Origin of the sequence: Prosthecobacter sp., from assembly GCF_044236155.1 — a bacterium.
Classification (GTDB): domain Bacteria; phylum Verrucomicrobiota; class Verrucomicrobiia; order Verrucomicrobiales; family Verrucomicrobiaceae; genus Prosthecobacter.
In genome coordinates, this window is sequence record NZ_JBIIHA010000026.1 from 60,310 (window position 1) to 75,271 (window position 14,962).

The following is a 14,962-nucleotide window of genomic DNA, read 5'->3' on the forward strand; positions in this document are numbered from 1 at the left end:
CCACCTGTGGCAAAGGTCAGTAAAGCTCCACTGGTGAGCGCTTTCCATCCTCCACGCTCAGCACTTTCGCTTTTTCCTCGCCAAGCGTGTCCACGCGGAGCTGCCAGATGTCCCGGTTGATGGCGGCGAAACGATCAAGGTCGAACCTGTCGGGAGCCACGAGGCGCTTTTTGGTCTTCTCGATGCGCACGATGGCGTCGTGAAGCGCGGGTTCTTCGACGCCTTCGAGATGCTGGCGGGCGAGTTCGACCATTTCGACGCGGTGGCAGATCATGACGAGGTCATTGCCAGCGCGGACGGCTTCCTGAATGGCCTGCTCGAAGGTGACTTCGTTCAAGATCGCCCCCATGTCGAGGTCATCGGTCATGGCGAGGCCGTCGAAGCCGTATTGATGGCGGAGAAGCTTCGTCACAATGTTGTGGCTCAGACTGGCGGGCCAGCGGCCGCGGTCCGGATCGTAGGCGGTGTAGTTGCTATGGCAGGTCATCACGCTGTCGAGTTCTGGCAGCAGTGCTGAATAGGGAAGCAGTTCGCTCTTCTCCATCTCCTCACGGCTCTTGGTGATCACGGGCAGGAACTCATGCGGATCACACTCCGCCGGGCCGTAGCCGGGGAAGTGCTTGCCGCAGCTGAGGATGCCTTCCTTGCGCAGGGCGCGGTTGAACAGACCGGCGTTCGTGATGACCTGCTGCGGATTTTTGCCGTAGGTGCGGCCCTTCAATGAATTATCCGCCGCGTCATCGTAGCTGATGTCGAGCACGGGGCAGAGGTCGAGGTTGAAGCCGAATTGCCGCAAAACTTGCCCGGTGAGCTTGCCGTGGCGTTTGATGAGCTCGGGATCGCCTTTGTCACGCAGCGATTGTGCATTCGGCGGCTCCTCGCCGATCAAACGAAGTCGCGAAACGCGTCCGCCTTCCTGGTCGATGGTGATGAAAGGCTCGATGTCGGAGAGATCTCGCAAATCATCGATCAGTTTGCGGAGTTGTTGAGGCGTCTGGATGTTGCGGCCGAACAAGATGAACCCGCCTGGCTGGAGTTTTTTGAGGCGTGAAGCCGTTTCCGGGGTGAGTTCCGGGCCAGGCACGCCCATGAGAAGGAGTTGGCCGAGGGGGAGCGAGGAGGGCATGGGGGATGGTGTTCTTAAGAGCAGTTCCAACCAAATGAGGCAGGCTGGAAGGCTGGAAGGGGTGTCAAGAGAGCTTTTGCTAAAAGTTTGAGAAGAATCGGGGGTTTTGGGCTCTCATGGATGCGACTCAGGGGTTTCTTTTTGCAAAAGAAGGGTGGGTTAGTTGACGGGAAGGGCAAAACTTTTTAACATGGTGACGTCTGCGGGGCAACCTGCAGGCCACATTTGCAAGCTTCCTCAGCTCCGCATTTCGTGCCAATCGATCCTCCATCGTTGTTGGTTGCTGGATCGCAATGGAACCCTCCGGCTTCGCATGCCGGAGGGTTCTCTGTTTTTGAGCGACAACGATTCACGTGATGTGAGCAACTGTGTGATGAGTTTGTGAGCAAGCTGGGAATAATCACGAGGCACCGAGCTGACGCGCCCATTCAATCGCTCGCAGCATGCCGGTGGCCTTGTTGACGGTCTCCTGATATTCGGAAGCGGGAACGGAATCAGCCACAACACCAGCGCCGGCCTGCACATATGCCTTGCCTTCCTTCACCACGCAGGTGCGCAGCGCGATGCAGGAGTCGAGGTTCCCGTCGAAGCCAAAATAACCCACCGCGCCCGCATAGGCGCAGCGTTTGCTCTTCTCGCACTCGTTGATGATCTCCATCGCGCGCACTTTGGGCGACCCGCTGACGGTCCCGGCCGGGAAGGTGGCGCGCATCACGTCGTAGGATGTCTTGTCGGGGCGCAGATGCCCGTCCACGTTCGAGACGATGTGCATGACGTGCGAGTAGCGCTCGATGATCATCAGGTCGCTGACACGCACGCTGCCGTAGTCGGCCACGCGTCCGACATCATTGCGCGCAAGATCGACGAGCATGATGTGCTCGGCGCGCTCTTTCGGATCATTGAGCAGGTCCTTGGCCAGCGCATCGTCCTCTTCCTTGGTTTTGCCCCTCCAGCGCGTCCCGGCGATCGGGCGGATGTCGATGCGGCCGTTCAGGCACTTCACATGCACCTCCGGCGAACTGCCGACGAGCGCAAAGCCCTGCGGGAAGTCCATGCAGAACATGTAAGGGCTCGGATTCACGTGCCGCAGCGCCCGGAAGAGGTCCAGCGTGCTGCCACTGTAGTCCGTCTCGAAACGCTGCGAGGGCACGCCTTGGAAAATATCCCCGGCAGCGATGTATTCCTTCATCTTCAGCACCATCGCCTCGTATTCCTCGCGTGTGGTGTTGCTCACCGGTGGTGGAAGCCGGTCGTTGGTGACCGGAGCGAAGGTTTGCAGCGGTTTGGCGGCCAGAGGCTTCTCCAGCTTCGCGATGACAGCGGCGATTTGCTCCCGCGCCCATTCATAGGCCGCTTCGAGCGTCGCATGTTCGTCGGTGTGGACGTTGGCGACGATGGAGAGCCGCCGCGTGCGATGATCGAAGATCAGCACGGTGTCCGTGATCATGAAAACCATGTCCGGCAGACCAAGCTCATCTTTCTTTGGCGCAGGGAGCGTCGGTTCGAAGAAACGCACCATGTCGTAGGCCAGATAACCGACCGCGCCGCCGTGGAAAACCGGCAGCGGCTGCGCCTCCAGGGGGCGAAACGGCTTCATCAGCGTCTCCAGTTCGGCCAGCGGGTCGGTTTGCGTGGTGAAGCTGCGTTTTTTGCCGCGTTCCTCGATCTCAATCTCTTTTCCGCGAGCGGTGAAGATGATCCGCGGCGAACTGCCCAGAAGCGAATAGCGCCCCGAGTGCTGCGTAAGCTCCGCCGACTCGAGCAGGAATCCGCAACGACCGTCGTGGATCTTCTGGAAGGCCGAGAGCGGTGTTTCGTAGTCAGCTGTGAGCTCGGCCATCACCGGCACGAGGTTGCCCTTCTGCGCGAGCGTTTGGAAGGTGGCGAGGTCGGGCTGAAGATGAAGCTGGGGCATGCGGGCGGAAACGAGCGCGCATTCTGGACGCGAATCTGCATTGTGGCAATGGCGCGTCAAAGCGCCGCCCGGATCGCTGTCAGCAGCTCGTTGTAGTCGTCGAAAGGCTTGAATTGGGAGAACTGGGCCTGGATGCTCACGGGAGCGTGGAAAAAGAAGCCGACATCGGCTTCGCCGAGCATTGTCGTGTCATTGAACGAGTCGCCGGCCGCGATCACGCGATAATTCAGCGCCTTGAAGGCGGCCACGGACTTCTGTTTCTGATTCGGCTGGCGCAGCTTGTAGTCGGTGATGCGGCCATCGGCGGAAACTTCGAGCTGGTGGCAGAAAATCGTCGGCCAACCAAGCTGGCGCATCAGCGGCTGTGCAAATTCGGCAAACGTGTCGCTCAGAATGATCACCTGCGTGATGGAGCGAAGCTCGTCGAGGAAAGACTTCGCACCTTCCAGCGGCGCGAGCGTGCCGATCACCTGCTGGATGTCCGGCAGCTTCAATCCGTGCTCGTCGAGGATTTTCAGGCGTCCCTTCATGAGCACGTCGTAGTCCGGTTCGTCACGCGTGGTGCGGCGCAGCTCGGGAATGCCGGTCTTTTCGGCAAAGGCGATCCAGATTTCAGGCACGAGAACGCCTTCGAGGTCGAGGGTGACGATGGTTTGGGGTTTCATCGCGGGGAGATGTCATGAGTTCGGCCTTTTGTCCAGCACGGCGGCCCTTTCAAAATAGACGCACTCTCCGGCAAGTGCGGCGGAGCCGTCGCCACGGCAGCGGCTACGTTGGCGCATGAAAATCGAAAATGAAGTTGCCCGCGAAGCGGTGCAGGTGGTGAAGAAGGCCAAATTCGCCGTGCTGGCGACGGCGGATGAGCGCGGTTGCCCTCACGCCACCTGGATGACCACTCAGGTCACGGATGACTTGGAGGAGATCATTTCCATCACCGCGCCCATCTCGCAAAAAATCGCCGATTTGCGGCGAAACCCTCAGGCGGAGTGGATGTACGCAACGTCGTCGATGGAGACGCTGGTCTATCTCTCAGGCTTCACCCGGGTGATCGAAGGCGAGGCGGCAAAACGCTACTGGGACCGCATGCCAGGCAAGGCGCAGGCTTATTACCGCAAATACTGCGAGACCGAGGACTATCACAAATTCGCGGTCATCCGCACGGAGGTGAGCAAAGTCGTGCTCTGCAAACCCTACGCTTACAAGAAGACCATCCTGTTCGAGAAGACGTCCACGCCCAAGGTGAATCTTCAGGATTGAGCCGTCGGCGGACGCGGTGCTTCCACCGCCTCGCACTTCTCCCGCCAGCCGGAGAAGTTCCATGAGTTTGGGAAGCCCTCGCACTGCGCCGGCTTCACCGGCTGGATGCGGCAGACGTTCATACCTTCGAGAAAGAGGCACTCGCCGTTTGGCTTGTCGATGATGCTCAGGCCCGTGCGGTTCGCGTTCAGTCGCGTGCAGCTTTCGATGAACTCCTCCCGTGGCATGCCGAGGAAAGCCGCGATGCGTGTGACCTCCTCGTCCGTCACCCGCACATCCCCCGGCCAGCGGCAGCAGTTCCCGCAGCGCTGGCAGGCATACCAGGGCGCCGGAGTGTCAAGCGGGGAGGTTGTGGTCATGAAAAGTATTCTGTTCGCGCAAAGGAGACGTGGAGGGCATAATTCATGCGATGAACCGATTCATGCAACGAAGGTTTGAAAAGCTCCGCGCTCGACGGGGATGTTTGCTGTTGTCATGATGAAACTTCATCTGCTGCCATCCATCACCCTCCTGCCACCGCCGCATGACACGGCGGATGAGGCGCAGGTCATTGAGGACTGGGCGCGCGGGCTGGATTGGGTCAAATGGCTCCTGGGCAGCGTGCGGGCACGCGCGGAGATCCTGATGGTCGGCGATGATGCGTGGGATGACTTTGCCGGAGGCCTGCTGCTCGAAACGATCGGCCCCGCGCTCAAATCGGCATGGCAGGCGGCGCAGGCCGGAGATTTGACCGGTTTGATCGCGGTGGATGAGACCTTGTCCGCGAGCCTGCCGCCAGAGCTTGCCCGCCGCAGCATCCAGGCCGGCGCGGTGCTGCTCAAATCCACGCGTCATGCCCGTTATCAAGCCGTCCTTGGCCGTCTGCGTGAAGCCGTGGGGCAGGGGAGTTGCGCGGGGCATCTCGCCGTCGTGTGGGCCACCGTCGGGCATTTTTTCCAACTCAGTCTGGCCAATGTCATCGCCGAGTACCTTCATTTGGAGTGGGACATCGCCACACGTCATGCGAAGACCGTGGCAAAGCCCGCCGGGAATCACAGCATCGTCAAGCTTACGGGCCGGGTGATGAGCGGCAAGGCGGACGAAAGCGAGCTGCGCGTGGTGGATGCTTGAGGTGCTTATTTTCCGAAGAGCTTCTTCGCGGCGTCCTTGAGGCCGCCGGCTTCGATTTTCGCGCCGCTGCCTTCGAGGAGACCTTTCAACTGGCCGCCGGCGCTGGCCTTGGCGGCTTCGGTGCTGAGTCGGGAGAGGACTTGCGCGGTGAGTTCGGCGGGGGAGATGCCAGCGTCGCCGCTGCCGAGGTTTGTGAGGCGGATATCCGGCAACGTGACGTTGGCGCTGGCTCCGGGCACGATGCCTGCGGCGCTGGCGCTGAGCTTCGCACCGGTGATGAGCAGTTCATTGACCTGAAGCTTGATGTCCTTCTTCGGTTTGCCGTCTTTGGCTGCCGGAGCGGTGCCTCCGCTGCCTGAGATCCCGCCTGTTTGCTGCCCGACGAAGCTTTTCGCGTTGTCGGCGATGTGCTTCAAATTCGTGCCGCCCAGGCCGGCCTCGAGATTGATCTCAGGATCGGTGATGTGAATGTGCTGAATGACGATTTTGTCGGTGGCGACGCTGTTGGTGTCGAGGGCGACCTCGGCGCGGCCGACGCGCACGGCACGCGGGCCGGTGAAGCCTTTGGGATTGCCGATGACGAAGCCTTCGATGACACCCGTGCCGGAAAACGGCGAGAGCTTCACCGAATCCACCGTGACACTGGTCTGCACCACCGGCGGCGTGCCGCTCTCGATGCCCATTTTGACCAAAGTGTCGAGTTTCGACCATGCGAACCACAGGCCGGCAGCGACGAGGAGGACGAGAGCGATGACGATGCGGATGATCCATTTCATGACACGCGCAGTGTGCCGCCGTGCGGTGCCATGTAAAGCGCCGATGCGGAGCTAAAACTTCACTGTCGCACCCAGCATGGCTCCGAAGCCGGGTTCGTTGCTGCCGGAACCATGATAGCGGTAGGTTTTGTTCAGCAGGTTGTCGAGCGAGGCGGTTAGGATGAGGTTCTCCGTGACCTTCCAGCCACCACGCAGGGTGAGCAGAAGGAAGGAGGGGGTGCCGTTGGTCGGGACGCGGGACGTGTCCGCCTGATCCGCGGCGTTCATGCGCCAGGACTGGGCATACGAAAGGCCGACAAGCTCGGTCCAGAAGCGGCTGTCCTTCGTCTGCCAGCGCACGCCAGCATAGCCGATGAGCGGCATGACCTTTCCAAGGGGCTGGTCTTCTTTTCGGTTCGTGTTGCCGATGAATTGCCCGGACTCGCCTTCCACCCAGGCGACGTGACCAAACACGCTCCAGTGCGCGTCGATCTGCCACCGGGCGGCGAATTCCACGCCTTGCATGTAGCCGTCGCCTCCATTGGCCTTTGAAACGGTAACCGGCGGGCCTGCGGTGATCACACGGCGAATAATCATGTCATGAATTTGCGTGTAAAAGTAGCCGAGGCTGGCGGTGACTGACTCGGTTTGTGCTTTCAGCCCGATTTCGTAGGTCAGGTAGGTCTCGGGAGAAAGTCCCGGCGACGGGATCTCAAAAACTCCGGTCTGTGAGAAGTCGTCGCGTGTCAGGTCGGACATGTTCGGGGCGCGAAAGGCCTGGGAGACACCGCCATAGAGCTGGTAATGGTCCTGCTCATCCAGATCGATGATGAAGCGCGCGCTGGCGGAGAAGTTTTGATATTCATCCGAGAAGCTGCCCATGCCCGCCGCGGCACCTGTTGTGGGATTGCGCGCTTGGAACTTGCCGGCATCCGCCCGGACATGGGTGTACCTGCCGCCCACAAAGAAGTGAAGACGGTCACCCACATCGATTTCATCCTGGAGGAATATCCCGAGGAGGTCGTAGCTCGCATCATCCGCCACGGAACCGGCAAAATTGTTGGCGCCGTCCGTCTCCAGCCAGTCGTGATAGTAATCGATGCCGTAGATCAGTTTTCCGATGGGGGAACTGCTTTCAAACTGGAGATCGAGACCCAAGGTGCTGACATCCACGTCTTGATAAGTCGTCACCCCTGCGCCAGTGACGCGGTATTGATTTTCAGCGGCGGTCTGGAATGAGATGGTCAAACTGGCTGCGTCGATGATGCCGTTCAGGTCGGTGCCGGCGAGGCGTGCGTAGGAAAGACTGCGTGACTGGTCGAATAGCCGTATCCGGTTCGTTCCGATCGTGGTGCCAGCAAATGAAACGCCGCTGGTGGTGTCATGCGTGCGCCAGACATCGTTCTGACGTACTTGCTGGTGCACGGCCGTGAAAGCCCAATGATCGTCAAGCGAGATGTCCAGCCGCATGTTGAAGGCCCACTGATCATAGCCGGTGTTGCGCTGGCGCTGGCCGGTGCCGTCGGTGACGTCGCCAAACTCGCCCAAGGTGGCGCCGAGATGCAAACCCCAGCGCTGCCCCTGGCCGATGCTGCTTTCAATGTGCTCCACATTGCTGTGCTCCGCGGTGGAATGACGATAATCGAGCTGGCCATGCGCGAAGAAGCCGCCTTCGGCTTCACTGAGATAGCCGGACCCTCTGGTCAAGGCGTTCACCGTCCCCCCGATCGCATCACTGCCATAAAGCGTGCCGCCTTGGGACGGCAGCACTTCGACACGCCCCAGGGAGAATTGGTCGATCGTGTTCCAATACTGATTGGGGCCATCCCGGAAGGTGGGGTTGTTGAAGCGGATGCCGTCGATGAGCATCAGATTGCGGAAACCGGTGAAGCCACGGATGTAGGGCGAGCCCTGGCCGTTGGAGGTTTTCTGGATGGCGACGCCGGGCGTCTCCCGCAGGGCCTCGGGAAAGGTGCGCACGAGACGCTCCTCCATCTGCTTTTTGTCGAGCGTCTTGACCGCCGCAGGCACGCTGGCGGATGTTTTCTCAGTGCGCGTGGCTGTGATGATGACTTCAGGAATGGAAACCGGCCTGCTCGTCTTTGTATCGGCGGCGGAAACGGCGGTGGTGAGGATTAAAAGGCAAAAAGCAGCGGTGCGCATGTCCGGGGAGAAAAATCGGGCCGCATCAAAGCAGCCTGGTTTTTCATCGTCACGCACGATGTGCGGGAAAGGGCTCCGTTGGACAAAAACTGGCCGGAAAGGGCGCGGAAGAGCGCGTTTTTTGACCGTTTTGGGCGGGTCACCACGAGGCGACGACCTCGTAGGCATAGCCGCGGAGATATTCGGTCTCGGGAATGGTGGCGAGGATGGGGTGGTCCGGGCGCTGCGTGTAGGTGGCAATGCGGCGGAGCGTTTTCTTCGCATCGACGGCGGCGTCGGTGATGCTGCTGTGGAATTCACCGGCGCTGACGTGATGGGAGCAGGTGAAGGTGGCGAAGATGCCGCCAGGCTCGAGCATCTTCATGGCGCGGAGGTGAATTTCCTTGTAGCCGCGGAGCGCATCCCGCACGGAGCTTTTGGTTTTCGTGAAGGAGGGCGGATCGAGGATGATCAAATCGTAGCGCGAGCCCGCGGCTTCGTTGCGCTTGAGGAAATCGAAGCAGTTTTCGGCGATGCACTCGATCTTCGCGCCCGAGATGGTGGCGTTCTGTTTCGCGACGGCGGTGGCTGGCTCGCTGATGTCAACGGCGGTGACTTCGGTGGCTCCGGCGAGGGCGCAGGCCTGGGCGAAGCCGCCTTGATTCGAAAAACAATCGAGCACGCGGCGGCCTTTGGCGAGTTGGGCGACGTGTTGGTAATTATCGAGCTGGTCGAGGTAGAGGCCGGTTTTCTGGCCTTCGAGGAGATCGGCGTGGAAGGCGCTGCCTTGATGACGGACAACGTAAGGCTCGGGGCTCTCGCCGCTGATGACGCCCTTGATGAGCTCCATGCCCTCGGCTTTGCGGACGGCGGCTTCGTTGCGCTCGATGATGCCGCGTGGCTTCAAGAGGTCGTTGAGGGCCTGAACGATGAGCTCTTTGCGCTGATCCATCGCGAGCGTGAGCGTCTGCAGCACGAGGAAGTCGCCGTAGCGGTCGATGATGACGCCGGGGAGGCCGTCGGACTCGCTGCAGACGAGGCGGCAGAGGGTCAGATCGACACCGGAGGATTCACGTACCTTGATGGCGCGCTGGATGCGGCGTGTGAAGAAGTCGAGGTCGAGATCCTGGCGACGATACGAGAAGAGGCGCGCGGAGATTTGCGACTGCGGGTTGTAGATGGCGCTGCCAAGAGGTTTGCCGCGCACGTCTTGAAGATGCACAACGTCGCCGGGCTTGGGGTCGCCGAAGCGTTTTTGAATTTCAGTGGCGTAAACCCAGACGTGGCCGTGGAAGAGGCGTGCGCGGGGCTGGACGGTGAGTGTGGGCATCGGGGGAAGGGGGGACGGTGGGTGAGAGGTCGGTTTCAGCGATGGTAGAGCGCTGTGGGCAAATGACGAATGGCGAATTCAGAATGACGAATGAAGTTCGAAGAACCAATGGCGAAGGCCGAGCCGCGTTTCGGCATTCGAGCTTGGTCATTCATTCGTCATTCGGCATTCTGGTTTCGTCATTTTGGGAGAGACACGACCGCTTTGATCACACGCGCTTCGGGCGTGAGCCACTCGTCCATCTTTGCGGGAAAATCCTCGAACACGCACCTGTGGCTGATCCAAGGACGGGTGTTGATCCGGCCGGACTGGATCATGCCGAGGATGCGCGGGAAATCGGAGGTGACGGCGTTGCGACTGGCGAGGAGCGTGAGTTCGCGACGATGAAAGAGTGGATCGTCGATGTGGACGGGTTCCTTGGTGATGCCGACGTAAACGATGCGGCCGGTGAAGCGGGCGAAGCGCAGTGCCGCGGCCATCGAGCCGGGATTGCCGGTGGCATCGAAGACGATTTGGAAGGCGGGTTCATCAGGCAGTGAGGCGACAACCTCGACGCCAGGATAGTTTTGCTCCACGAAATCACGGCGCGCGGCGTTGAGTTCAAGGATGGTGATGCGTGAGTTCGCGGCGCGGGCGAATTCTAGCACGGTGAGGCCGATGGGGCCTGCGCCGATTATGAGCACGTCGTCGTCAGAGGTAACTTGGGCTCGGTTGACGGCATGGCAGCCGATGGCGAGGGTTTCGACGAGGGCGAGTTGCTCGAAGTCGAGCGCGTTGCACGGATGGAGCTTGTGCGCGGGCAGGATCATGCGCTCGCGCATGCCTCCATCGCAGTGGACGCCGAGGACTTGCAGCGTTTCGCAGCAGTTGGTGCTGCCGCGTTGGCAAGCGTGGCAGGTGCCGCAGTTGAGATAGGGTTCGACGGAGCAGCGGTCGCCGGCTTTGAGATGATTGACGCCGGGGCCCACGGCGAGGACTTCGACACCGAGTTCATGGCCTAGAATGCGCGGAAACTCGATGAAGGGCATCTTGCCGAGATAACCGCTGAAGTCGGTGCCGCAGATGCCGATGGCGCGGATGGCGACGAGCGCCTCGCCCGCCTGTGGAGAGGCGGCTTCGGGGAGTGTGGTCCAGGCGAAAGTTTTGGCGGCAGTGAGGGTGAGGGAGGTCATGAATGACAAAGCCAGAATGAGTAATGACAAATGAATGCTGAAGGCCGGTTGGCGAACGCGTTTGGTGTTTTTACCTGGCTTGATAGACGCCGTTTTCCACGGTGATTTGCGGGACACGCCTGTCATTCTCGAAGATGGCGTGGGCGGGGCGGAGGTTTTTCCAAAACTCGAGGTGCGGCGAGCCGTGTGCTTTTTGCATCCGCTCTTCAGTCATGCGGAAAGGGAAGATGTGGACGGGCACGGCGGAGGCGTTGTTCACGGCGGCTTCCACAACGAGGTAAATCTCCTCGATGAGGGGATCGGTCATGGCGAAGCAGCCGATGCTGACTGTTTTTCCATGCACCATGATGAAGCTGCCGGTGCGTTGATGCGCGAGGTCGTAGGCGTTGGGGTAGCCGATGTTGAAGGAGAGATGATAGCTGCTGGCGGGGTTGAGCTGCTTTGGTGTGACGGTGTAGAAGCCTTCGGGTGCCTGCATGTCGCCTTCACGCGTTTTGGGTCCGAGGGTGCCGGAGAAGGTGGCGATGGGATAGTTGCGGAAGAGTTTCCACGAGTTGGTGGCATCCTTGAGCCAGAGCTCGAGCTCGCGCGTCTCCTTGAAGATGCGGATGAAGGCCGGCTGGCCGAGCTGGAGCTGTTTCGCGGCGAGGTCCTCCTTCAATCGGGGCAGCAGGCGTGAGCGCACGTCGGAAAGGCGCGCGGCCGGGCTCATGGCCTGCCACTTTTCCGCGGGCAGAGGTGCGCTGTAGGGCAGGTGAAGTGTTTCGCGGGTGATCATCTGCGTGAGGTAACCAAGCCAGAGACGGATTGTTTGCCGGGAGTCCTCATGCAAGGCAAGGCCGCCAACAAGAAGCAGTACTGCGAGAAGCAGGAGGGTGCGCTTTCTCATGCCGCGCCGCATGGTTCAGGACATCGACGACGGTACCGGCACATGGGGCTGCTTGCCGCGCACGATGTTCATCGCGCCGTTGAGTTCGCCGCCGGGCTCGATGGAGACGGAGCGCGCGGTGACGTCGCCGTTGACGGAGCCGTTGCTGGCAATCAAAACCGGGCCGGTGCTGCAGATGGTGCCGGTGACGCGGGCCTGGATCTCGACTTCGGTGGCATGCACCGGGTTCAGGAAGGCGACGTCGGCTCCTTTTTCGACCACAAAGCGGTTGCAGCGGATTTCACCGATGATGCTGCCGGTGGTGCGGAAGGTGGCGTCACCGGAGCAGGTGACGTTGGCCTCGATGATGCCGTGGCATTCGAGATCGCGGCAAAAGACGCTGCTGGCGGAGATGCGGCCGCGTTTTCGCACAAGGACATCACCGCGTGTCTTGATGGACTGGGTGGAGGTCATGTTGACCTCCACGTCTTCGAGGGAGATGTAGGCTCCGCAGGCCGGGCAGTTGGCGGACTTGGCGGAGCGGCCGGTCTTGAACTTGTGCCCGCAGTCGAAGCATTCGGCGTCCTTGAAATACTGGTTCCGGTACATCCCCTGGTCCTTCATTTTTTGCAGGGAACTGGCGGTCTGCGGGGCAGGTGACGGCGTCGGCGGCGGTGAGTTGGACTGCGGGCGTCGCATGCTGGCGGTGATGCTCTCGGCATCCTCGTGCTTTGCGTCCGGAGAAGACTGGGCGGCGGTTTCGGGGGGCTGCCCCTGGCTTTGGAGATAGGCACCGAATCCATCCGCCGGGGAGAGCGCCTCGGACGCGGCAGGCACCGCGGTTTTTTCCGCAACGGCGGGTTCCACGGGAGCAGAAGGTCCGGGGCCGGAACTGCTCTGCTGGGAATCATCTTTGCCCCAGTCGTCCGCCATGCCAGCCCCGGAGCGGGTGACGTTGGAGGCGGTGACCCGGCGCTTGTGCACGGTGAGATGCACGCCGCACTTTTTGCAAAACGTGGAAACAACGAGGCGCGGCTCGTATTGAGCCGCGCCACAAGCAGGGCACACCACTTCGATTTGATGCTTCGGTGGTGTGGGCAGGATGCTGGACTTCGAGCCGAAGAGCCGCCCGAACACTCGATTTAAGGCAGGTTAAGGTTGGGGTTTCGGGCCGCCGAAGGCAGGCTTCGACTCAGCTTTCTTGCCGACTTGAGACTGGCCCATGAAGGTCGCGCCTTCTTCGATGGCAAGGGTGCCCGCGGCGATGTCGCCGACAAGGATGGCGTTGCTCTTGAGCTCGCAGCGCTCGGCGACGGTGATGTTGCCCTCGACTTTGCCGAAAATGATGACGGAGCGGGTCTTGACCTCGCCCTTGATCAAAGCGTTTTCACCGACGGTCAGGCTGCCATCGGAGATGACCTCGCCTTCGATCTTGCCGTCGATGATGAGATCGTGGGAGAATTTGATGGAGCCTTTGATTTCGACGTCGTTGGCGAGAACGTTTTTGCTGGTGGTCATGACGGGAGCTGAGTGAGTGCGTATGGGTTGTGCAGCAGGAGCGGGCGCGGCGGAGAGAATGGGGGAGCGCTCGGCTGCAGGAGCCGGTGCGCTGACTTCGGAACGCCGGTCGTCCTTCTGCCCTTCGGGTTGTCCAATGATTTGCCTTAACATGAGGGTGAAAATATAGCGGTCTATTAAGTTGAGTGTCAATCTTTGGCTTGCTTTTTTTTGTGAATTGGATGTGACGGGTTTGTTTGATGGAGTTGCGTAGCGTGAGTTTTGCGGCTGTGTCGAGTCATGATGGAATCTGTGTTCATCACAGCCGTGGAGACGGTCTGTGCGCTGGGTTTGGGAGCTGATGCCTGCCGGGAGGCGCTGCGTGAGCGCCGCACGGGAGTCCATGCCCTTGGCGGAAGGTTTGCCACGCTCGCTGACTTTGATGCGTTGCCCGTGGGATTGTTGCCGGCGCGGGAGATGCTGAAAGGACGACGCTATGGAGCCGCCAGCAATGCTGCGGCTCATGTGGCGAAGCTGGCGGCAGCTCAGGCGGGCTGGTCTTTGGAGATGGGGCGGGACGCCTGGCTGTTCGCGGCCAGCAGCCGGGGGAACGCAGGAGAAATGCTGGGAGAAAACACATGGCGCAGACCTCTGCGCAAGTTCAGTGCCAGCAACACGATGCATAGTGAAATCGCCGCGGCGGTGAGCATCGAGCTCGGCATCCGCGGGCCGTGGCAGATGATTTCGAACGGCTGCTGCTCCGGGCTCGACGCGCTGGGCCTGGCGTGGATGGCCGTGGGCAGCGGCCTGGCTCCACGGGCGATGGTGGTGGCCGTGGATCTGCCGCTCGTGCCGGAACTGCTGCGAGATTTTCGCGACACGGGGCTGCTTTCCAGCAACGGCGTCAACGATCCCTTCGCGCTCCAAGGCCAAACACCCACCAGCGGCTTCCTCCCCGGCGAGGCGGCCGTCGCGGTGACGCTCGAGCGTGGTGATGCCAGCCGGCGCGTCCTGTGCCGGGTCGAGCATTACTCCGCGAACAGCGACGCGTATGACGCGCTCATGATCCCTGAGGATGGCGGCGGCATCGCGGACTGTGTGCGTGCTGTGTTAAAGGCGGGGGACAAGGACAGGCTGGCCGCCGTGTGTCCGCATGCCACGGGCACGGTGAACCACGCCCGCGTCGAGCCGCCGGCGCTGCTGCGTGGCCTGGACGGCAGGCGCGTGCCGCTGCTACCTTTGAAACCGCACACGGGGCATGCTCTCGGCGCGAGCGGTTTGCTCGATGTCGCGCTGCTGGCCGCCTGCATGCGCGAAGGCTGGCTGCCCGGGGGGCTGCCGGGACTGACGCCGCCGGCGTGCGGCCTGCCTTTGAATGAGACACCTCTCCAGGTGCGGTCCGGCGACCGCGTCATCAAACTTGCCTCCGGCATGGGCGGCCACAATGCGGCGGTGTCGCTCGCCGTGGTTTGATTCGTGCTTGGCACCGGCGGTGGATGCGCGAAAGTCGCGCACCGCATGTCCCGGCTGCCGCTCTCGATCTCCATCATCTCCCTCAACGAGGAGGCCAATCTCCGCCGCTGTCTCGCCAGCGCGGACGGGCTGGCGCAGGAGATCGTGATCGTTGATTCGGGTTCCAAAGACCACACGGCGGAGATCGCCGCCGAGTTTGGCGCGAAGTTCGTGCATCAGGACTGGCTCGGTTACACGGCGCAGAAGAACCACTGCCTCACGCTGTGCTCGCAGCCGTGGGTGCTCGCGCTGGACTGCGATGAGGAGCTCACGCCCGA

Annotated in this window: 15 protein-coding genes; 4 read left to right on the plus strand and 11 right to left on the minus strand. The window is 61.2% G+C overall.

The annotated features are described in order from the left end of the window. Positions 1-16: 16 nt before the first annotated feature. From ACILSE_RS18655 to thrH, 3 genes are all read right to left on the minus strand, one after another. Positions 17-1,126 (minus strand): glycoside hydrolase family 3 N-terminal domain-containing protein, encoded by a 1,110-nt coding sequence (locus ACILSE_RS18655; RefSeq protein ID WP_395718941.1) that lies wholly within the window; start codon positions 1,124-1,126, stop codon positions 17-19. Between the two features lie 400 nt (positions 1,127-1,526). Next, entirely contained in the window at positions 1,527-3,041 is a 1,515-nt protein-coding gene (trpE, locus tag ACILSE_RS18660) for an anthranilate synthase component I (protein WP_395718942.1), read from the minus strand. 56 nt (positions 3,042-3,097) lie between these two features. Then, positions 3,098-3,706 (minus strand): bifunctional phosphoserine phosphatase/homoserine phosphotransferase ThrH, encoded by a 609-nt coding sequence (thrH, locus tag ACILSE_RS18665; protein WP_395718943.1) that lies wholly within the window; start codon positions 3,704-3,706, stop codon positions 3,098-3,100. A 115-nt stretch (positions 3,707-3,821) separates the two neighbouring features. Here thrH and ACILSE_RS18670 point away from each other — a divergent pair, with 115 nt between their 5' ends. Further along, a complete protein-coding gene (locus ACILSE_RS18670; RefSeq protein ID WP_395718944.1) occupies positions 3,822-4,298 on the plus strand; it encodes a pyridoxamine 5'-phosphate oxidase family protein in 477 nt (158 codons plus the stop codon). On the opposite strand, the gene ACILSE_RS18675 is transcribed toward ACILSE_RS18670, so the two are convergent. Next, on the minus strand, positions 4,289-4,657 hold the full coding sequence (locus ACILSE_RS18675) for a YkgJ family cysteine cluster protein (RefSeq protein ID WP_395718945.1): 369 nt from the start codon (positions 4,655-4,657) through the stop codon (positions 4,289-4,291). The two genes, ACILSE_RS18670 and ACILSE_RS18675, sit on opposite strands and share 10 nt — an antisense overlap. 115 nt (positions 4,658-4,772) lie before the next feature. On the opposite strand from ACILSE_RS18675, the gene ACILSE_RS18680 reads away from it, so the two are divergent. Continuing rightward, positions 4,773-5,408 (plus strand): urease accessory UreF family protein, encoded by a 636-nt coding sequence (locus tag ACILSE_RS18680; protein ID WP_395718946.1) that lies wholly within the window; start codon positions 4,773-4,775, stop codon positions 5,406-5,408. Positions 5,409-5,413: 5 nt separating this feature from the next. On the opposite strand, the gene ACILSE_RS18685 is transcribed toward ACILSE_RS18680, so the two are convergent. The 7 genes from ACILSE_RS18685 to ACILSE_RS18715 form a co-directional block, all read right to left on the minus strand. Continuing rightward, positions 5,414-6,184 carry a hypothetical protein gene (locus ACILSE_RS18685; protein ID WP_395718947.1) on the minus strand — a complete coding sequence of 257 codons (771 nt, stop codon included), beginning with the start codon at positions 6,182-6,184 and terminating at the stop codon, positions 5,414-5,416. Positions 6,185-6,235: 51 nt separating this feature from the next. Next, a complete protein-coding gene (locus ACILSE_RS18690) occupies positions 6,236-8,326 on the minus strand; it encodes a TonB-dependent receptor plug domain-containing protein (protein WP_395718948.1) in 2,091 nt (696 codons plus the stop codon). A 139-nt stretch (positions 8,327-8,465) separates the two neighbouring features. After that, on the minus strand, positions 8,466-9,635 hold the full coding sequence (locus ACILSE_RS18695) for a class I SAM-dependent rRNA methyltransferase (protein ID WP_395718949.1): 1,170 nt from the start codon (positions 9,633-9,635) through the stop codon (positions 8,466-8,468). Between the two features lie 179 nt (positions 9,636-9,814). Next, positions 9,815-10,807, minus strand: a complete 993-nt coding sequence (locus ACILSE_RS18700) for a zinc-binding alcohol dehydrogenase family protein (RefSeq protein ID WP_395718950.1) — start codon at positions 10,805-10,807, stop codon at positions 9,815-9,817. A 70-nt stretch (positions 10,808-10,877) separates the two neighbouring features. Beyond that, positions 10,878-11,696: a L,D-transpeptidase family protein gene (locus ACILSE_RS18705; protein WP_395718951.1), complete on the minus strand. Its 819-nt coding sequence runs from the start codon at positions 11,694-11,696 to the stop codon at positions 10,878-10,880. A gap of 15 nt (positions 11,697-11,711) precedes the next feature. Further along, positions 11,712-12,812, minus strand: a complete 1,101-nt coding sequence (locus ACILSE_RS18710) for a polymer-forming cytoskeletal protein (protein WP_395718952.1) — start codon at positions 12,810-12,812, stop codon at positions 11,712-11,714. Positions 12,813-12,827: 15 nt separating this feature from the next. After that, a complete protein-coding gene (locus tag ACILSE_RS18715; RefSeq protein ID WP_395718953.1) occupies positions 12,828-13,193 on the minus strand; it encodes a polymer-forming cytoskeletal protein in 366 nt (121 codons plus the stop codon). A 279-nt stretch (positions 13,194-13,472) separates the two neighbouring features. Here ACILSE_RS18715 and ACILSE_RS18720 point away from each other — a divergent pair, with 279 nt between their 5' ends. Both ACILSE_RS18720 and ACILSE_RS18725 read left to right on the plus strand, forming a co-directional pair. Further along, positions 13,473-14,645 (plus strand): beta-ketoacyl synthase N-terminal-like domain-containing protein, encoded by a 1,173-nt coding sequence (locus ACILSE_RS18720; protein ID WP_395718954.1) that lies wholly within the window; start codon positions 13,473-13,475, stop codon positions 14,643-14,645. A 45-nt stretch (positions 14,646-14,690) separates the two neighbouring features. Further along, positions 14,691-14,962 (plus strand): glycosyltransferase family 2 protein (locus ACILSE_RS18725; protein WP_395718955.1); only part of this gene is annotated, 272 nt, incomplete at its 3' end.

What these genes read in the sequence shown, in the direction of transcription:
- ACILSE_RS18685 (WP_395718947.1), bottom strand. Translation starts at nt 6,184, where the DNA reads ATGAAATGGATCATCCGCATCGTCATCGCTCTCGTCCTCCTCGTCGCT.
- trpE (WP_395718942.1), bottom strand. Translation starts at nt 3,041, where the DNA reads ATGCCCCAGCTTCATCTTCAGCCCGACCTCGCCACCTTCCAAACGCTC.
- ACILSE_RS18695 (WP_395718949.1), bottom strand. Translation starts at nt 9,635, where the DNA reads ATGCCCACACTCACCGTCCAGCCCCGCGCACGCCTCTTCCACGGCCAC.
- ACILSE_RS18670 (WP_395718944.1), top strand. Translation starts at nt 3,822, where the DNA reads ATGAAAATCGAAAATGAAGTTGCCCGCGAAGCGGTGCAGGTGGTGAAG.
- ACILSE_RS18700 (WP_395718950.1), bottom strand. Translation starts at nt 10,807, where the DNA reads ATGACCTCCCTCACCCTCACTGCCGCCAAAACTTTCGCCTGGACCACA.
- ACILSE_RS18675 (WP_395718945.1), bottom strand. Translation starts at nt 4,657, where the DNA reads ATGACCACAACCTCCCCGCTTGACACTCCGGCGCCCTGGTATGCCTGC.
- ACILSE_RS18680 (WP_395718946.1), top strand. Translation starts at nt 4,773, where the DNA reads ATGATGAAACTTCATCTGCTGCCATCCATCACCCTCCTGCCACCGCCG.
- ACILSE_RS18715 (WP_395718953.1), bottom strand. Translation starts at nt 13,193, where the DNA reads ATGACCACCAGCAAAAACGTTCTCGCCAACGACGTCGAAATCAAAGGC.
- ACILSE_RS18690 (WP_395718948.1), bottom strand. Translation starts at nt 8,326, where the DNA reads ATGCGCACCGCTGCTTTTTGCCTTTTAATCCTCACCACCGCCGTTTCC.
- ACILSE_RS18720 (WP_395718954.1), top strand. Translation starts at nt 13,473, where the DNA reads ATGATGGAATCTGTGTTCATCACAGCCGTGGAGACGGTCTGTGCGCTG.
- ACILSE_RS18705 (WP_395718951.1), bottom strand. Translation starts at nt 11,696, where the DNA reads ATGAGAAAGCGCACCCTCCTGCTTCTCGCAGTACTGCTTCTTGTTGGC.
- ACILSE_RS18655 (WP_395718941.1), bottom strand. Translation starts at nt 1,126, where the DNA reads ATGCCCTCCTCGCTCCCCCTCGGCCAACTCCTTCTCATGGGCGTGCCT.
- thrH (WP_395718943.1), bottom strand. Translation starts at nt 3,706, where the DNA reads ATGAAACCCCAAACCATCGTCACCCTCGACCTCGAAGGCGTTCTCGTG.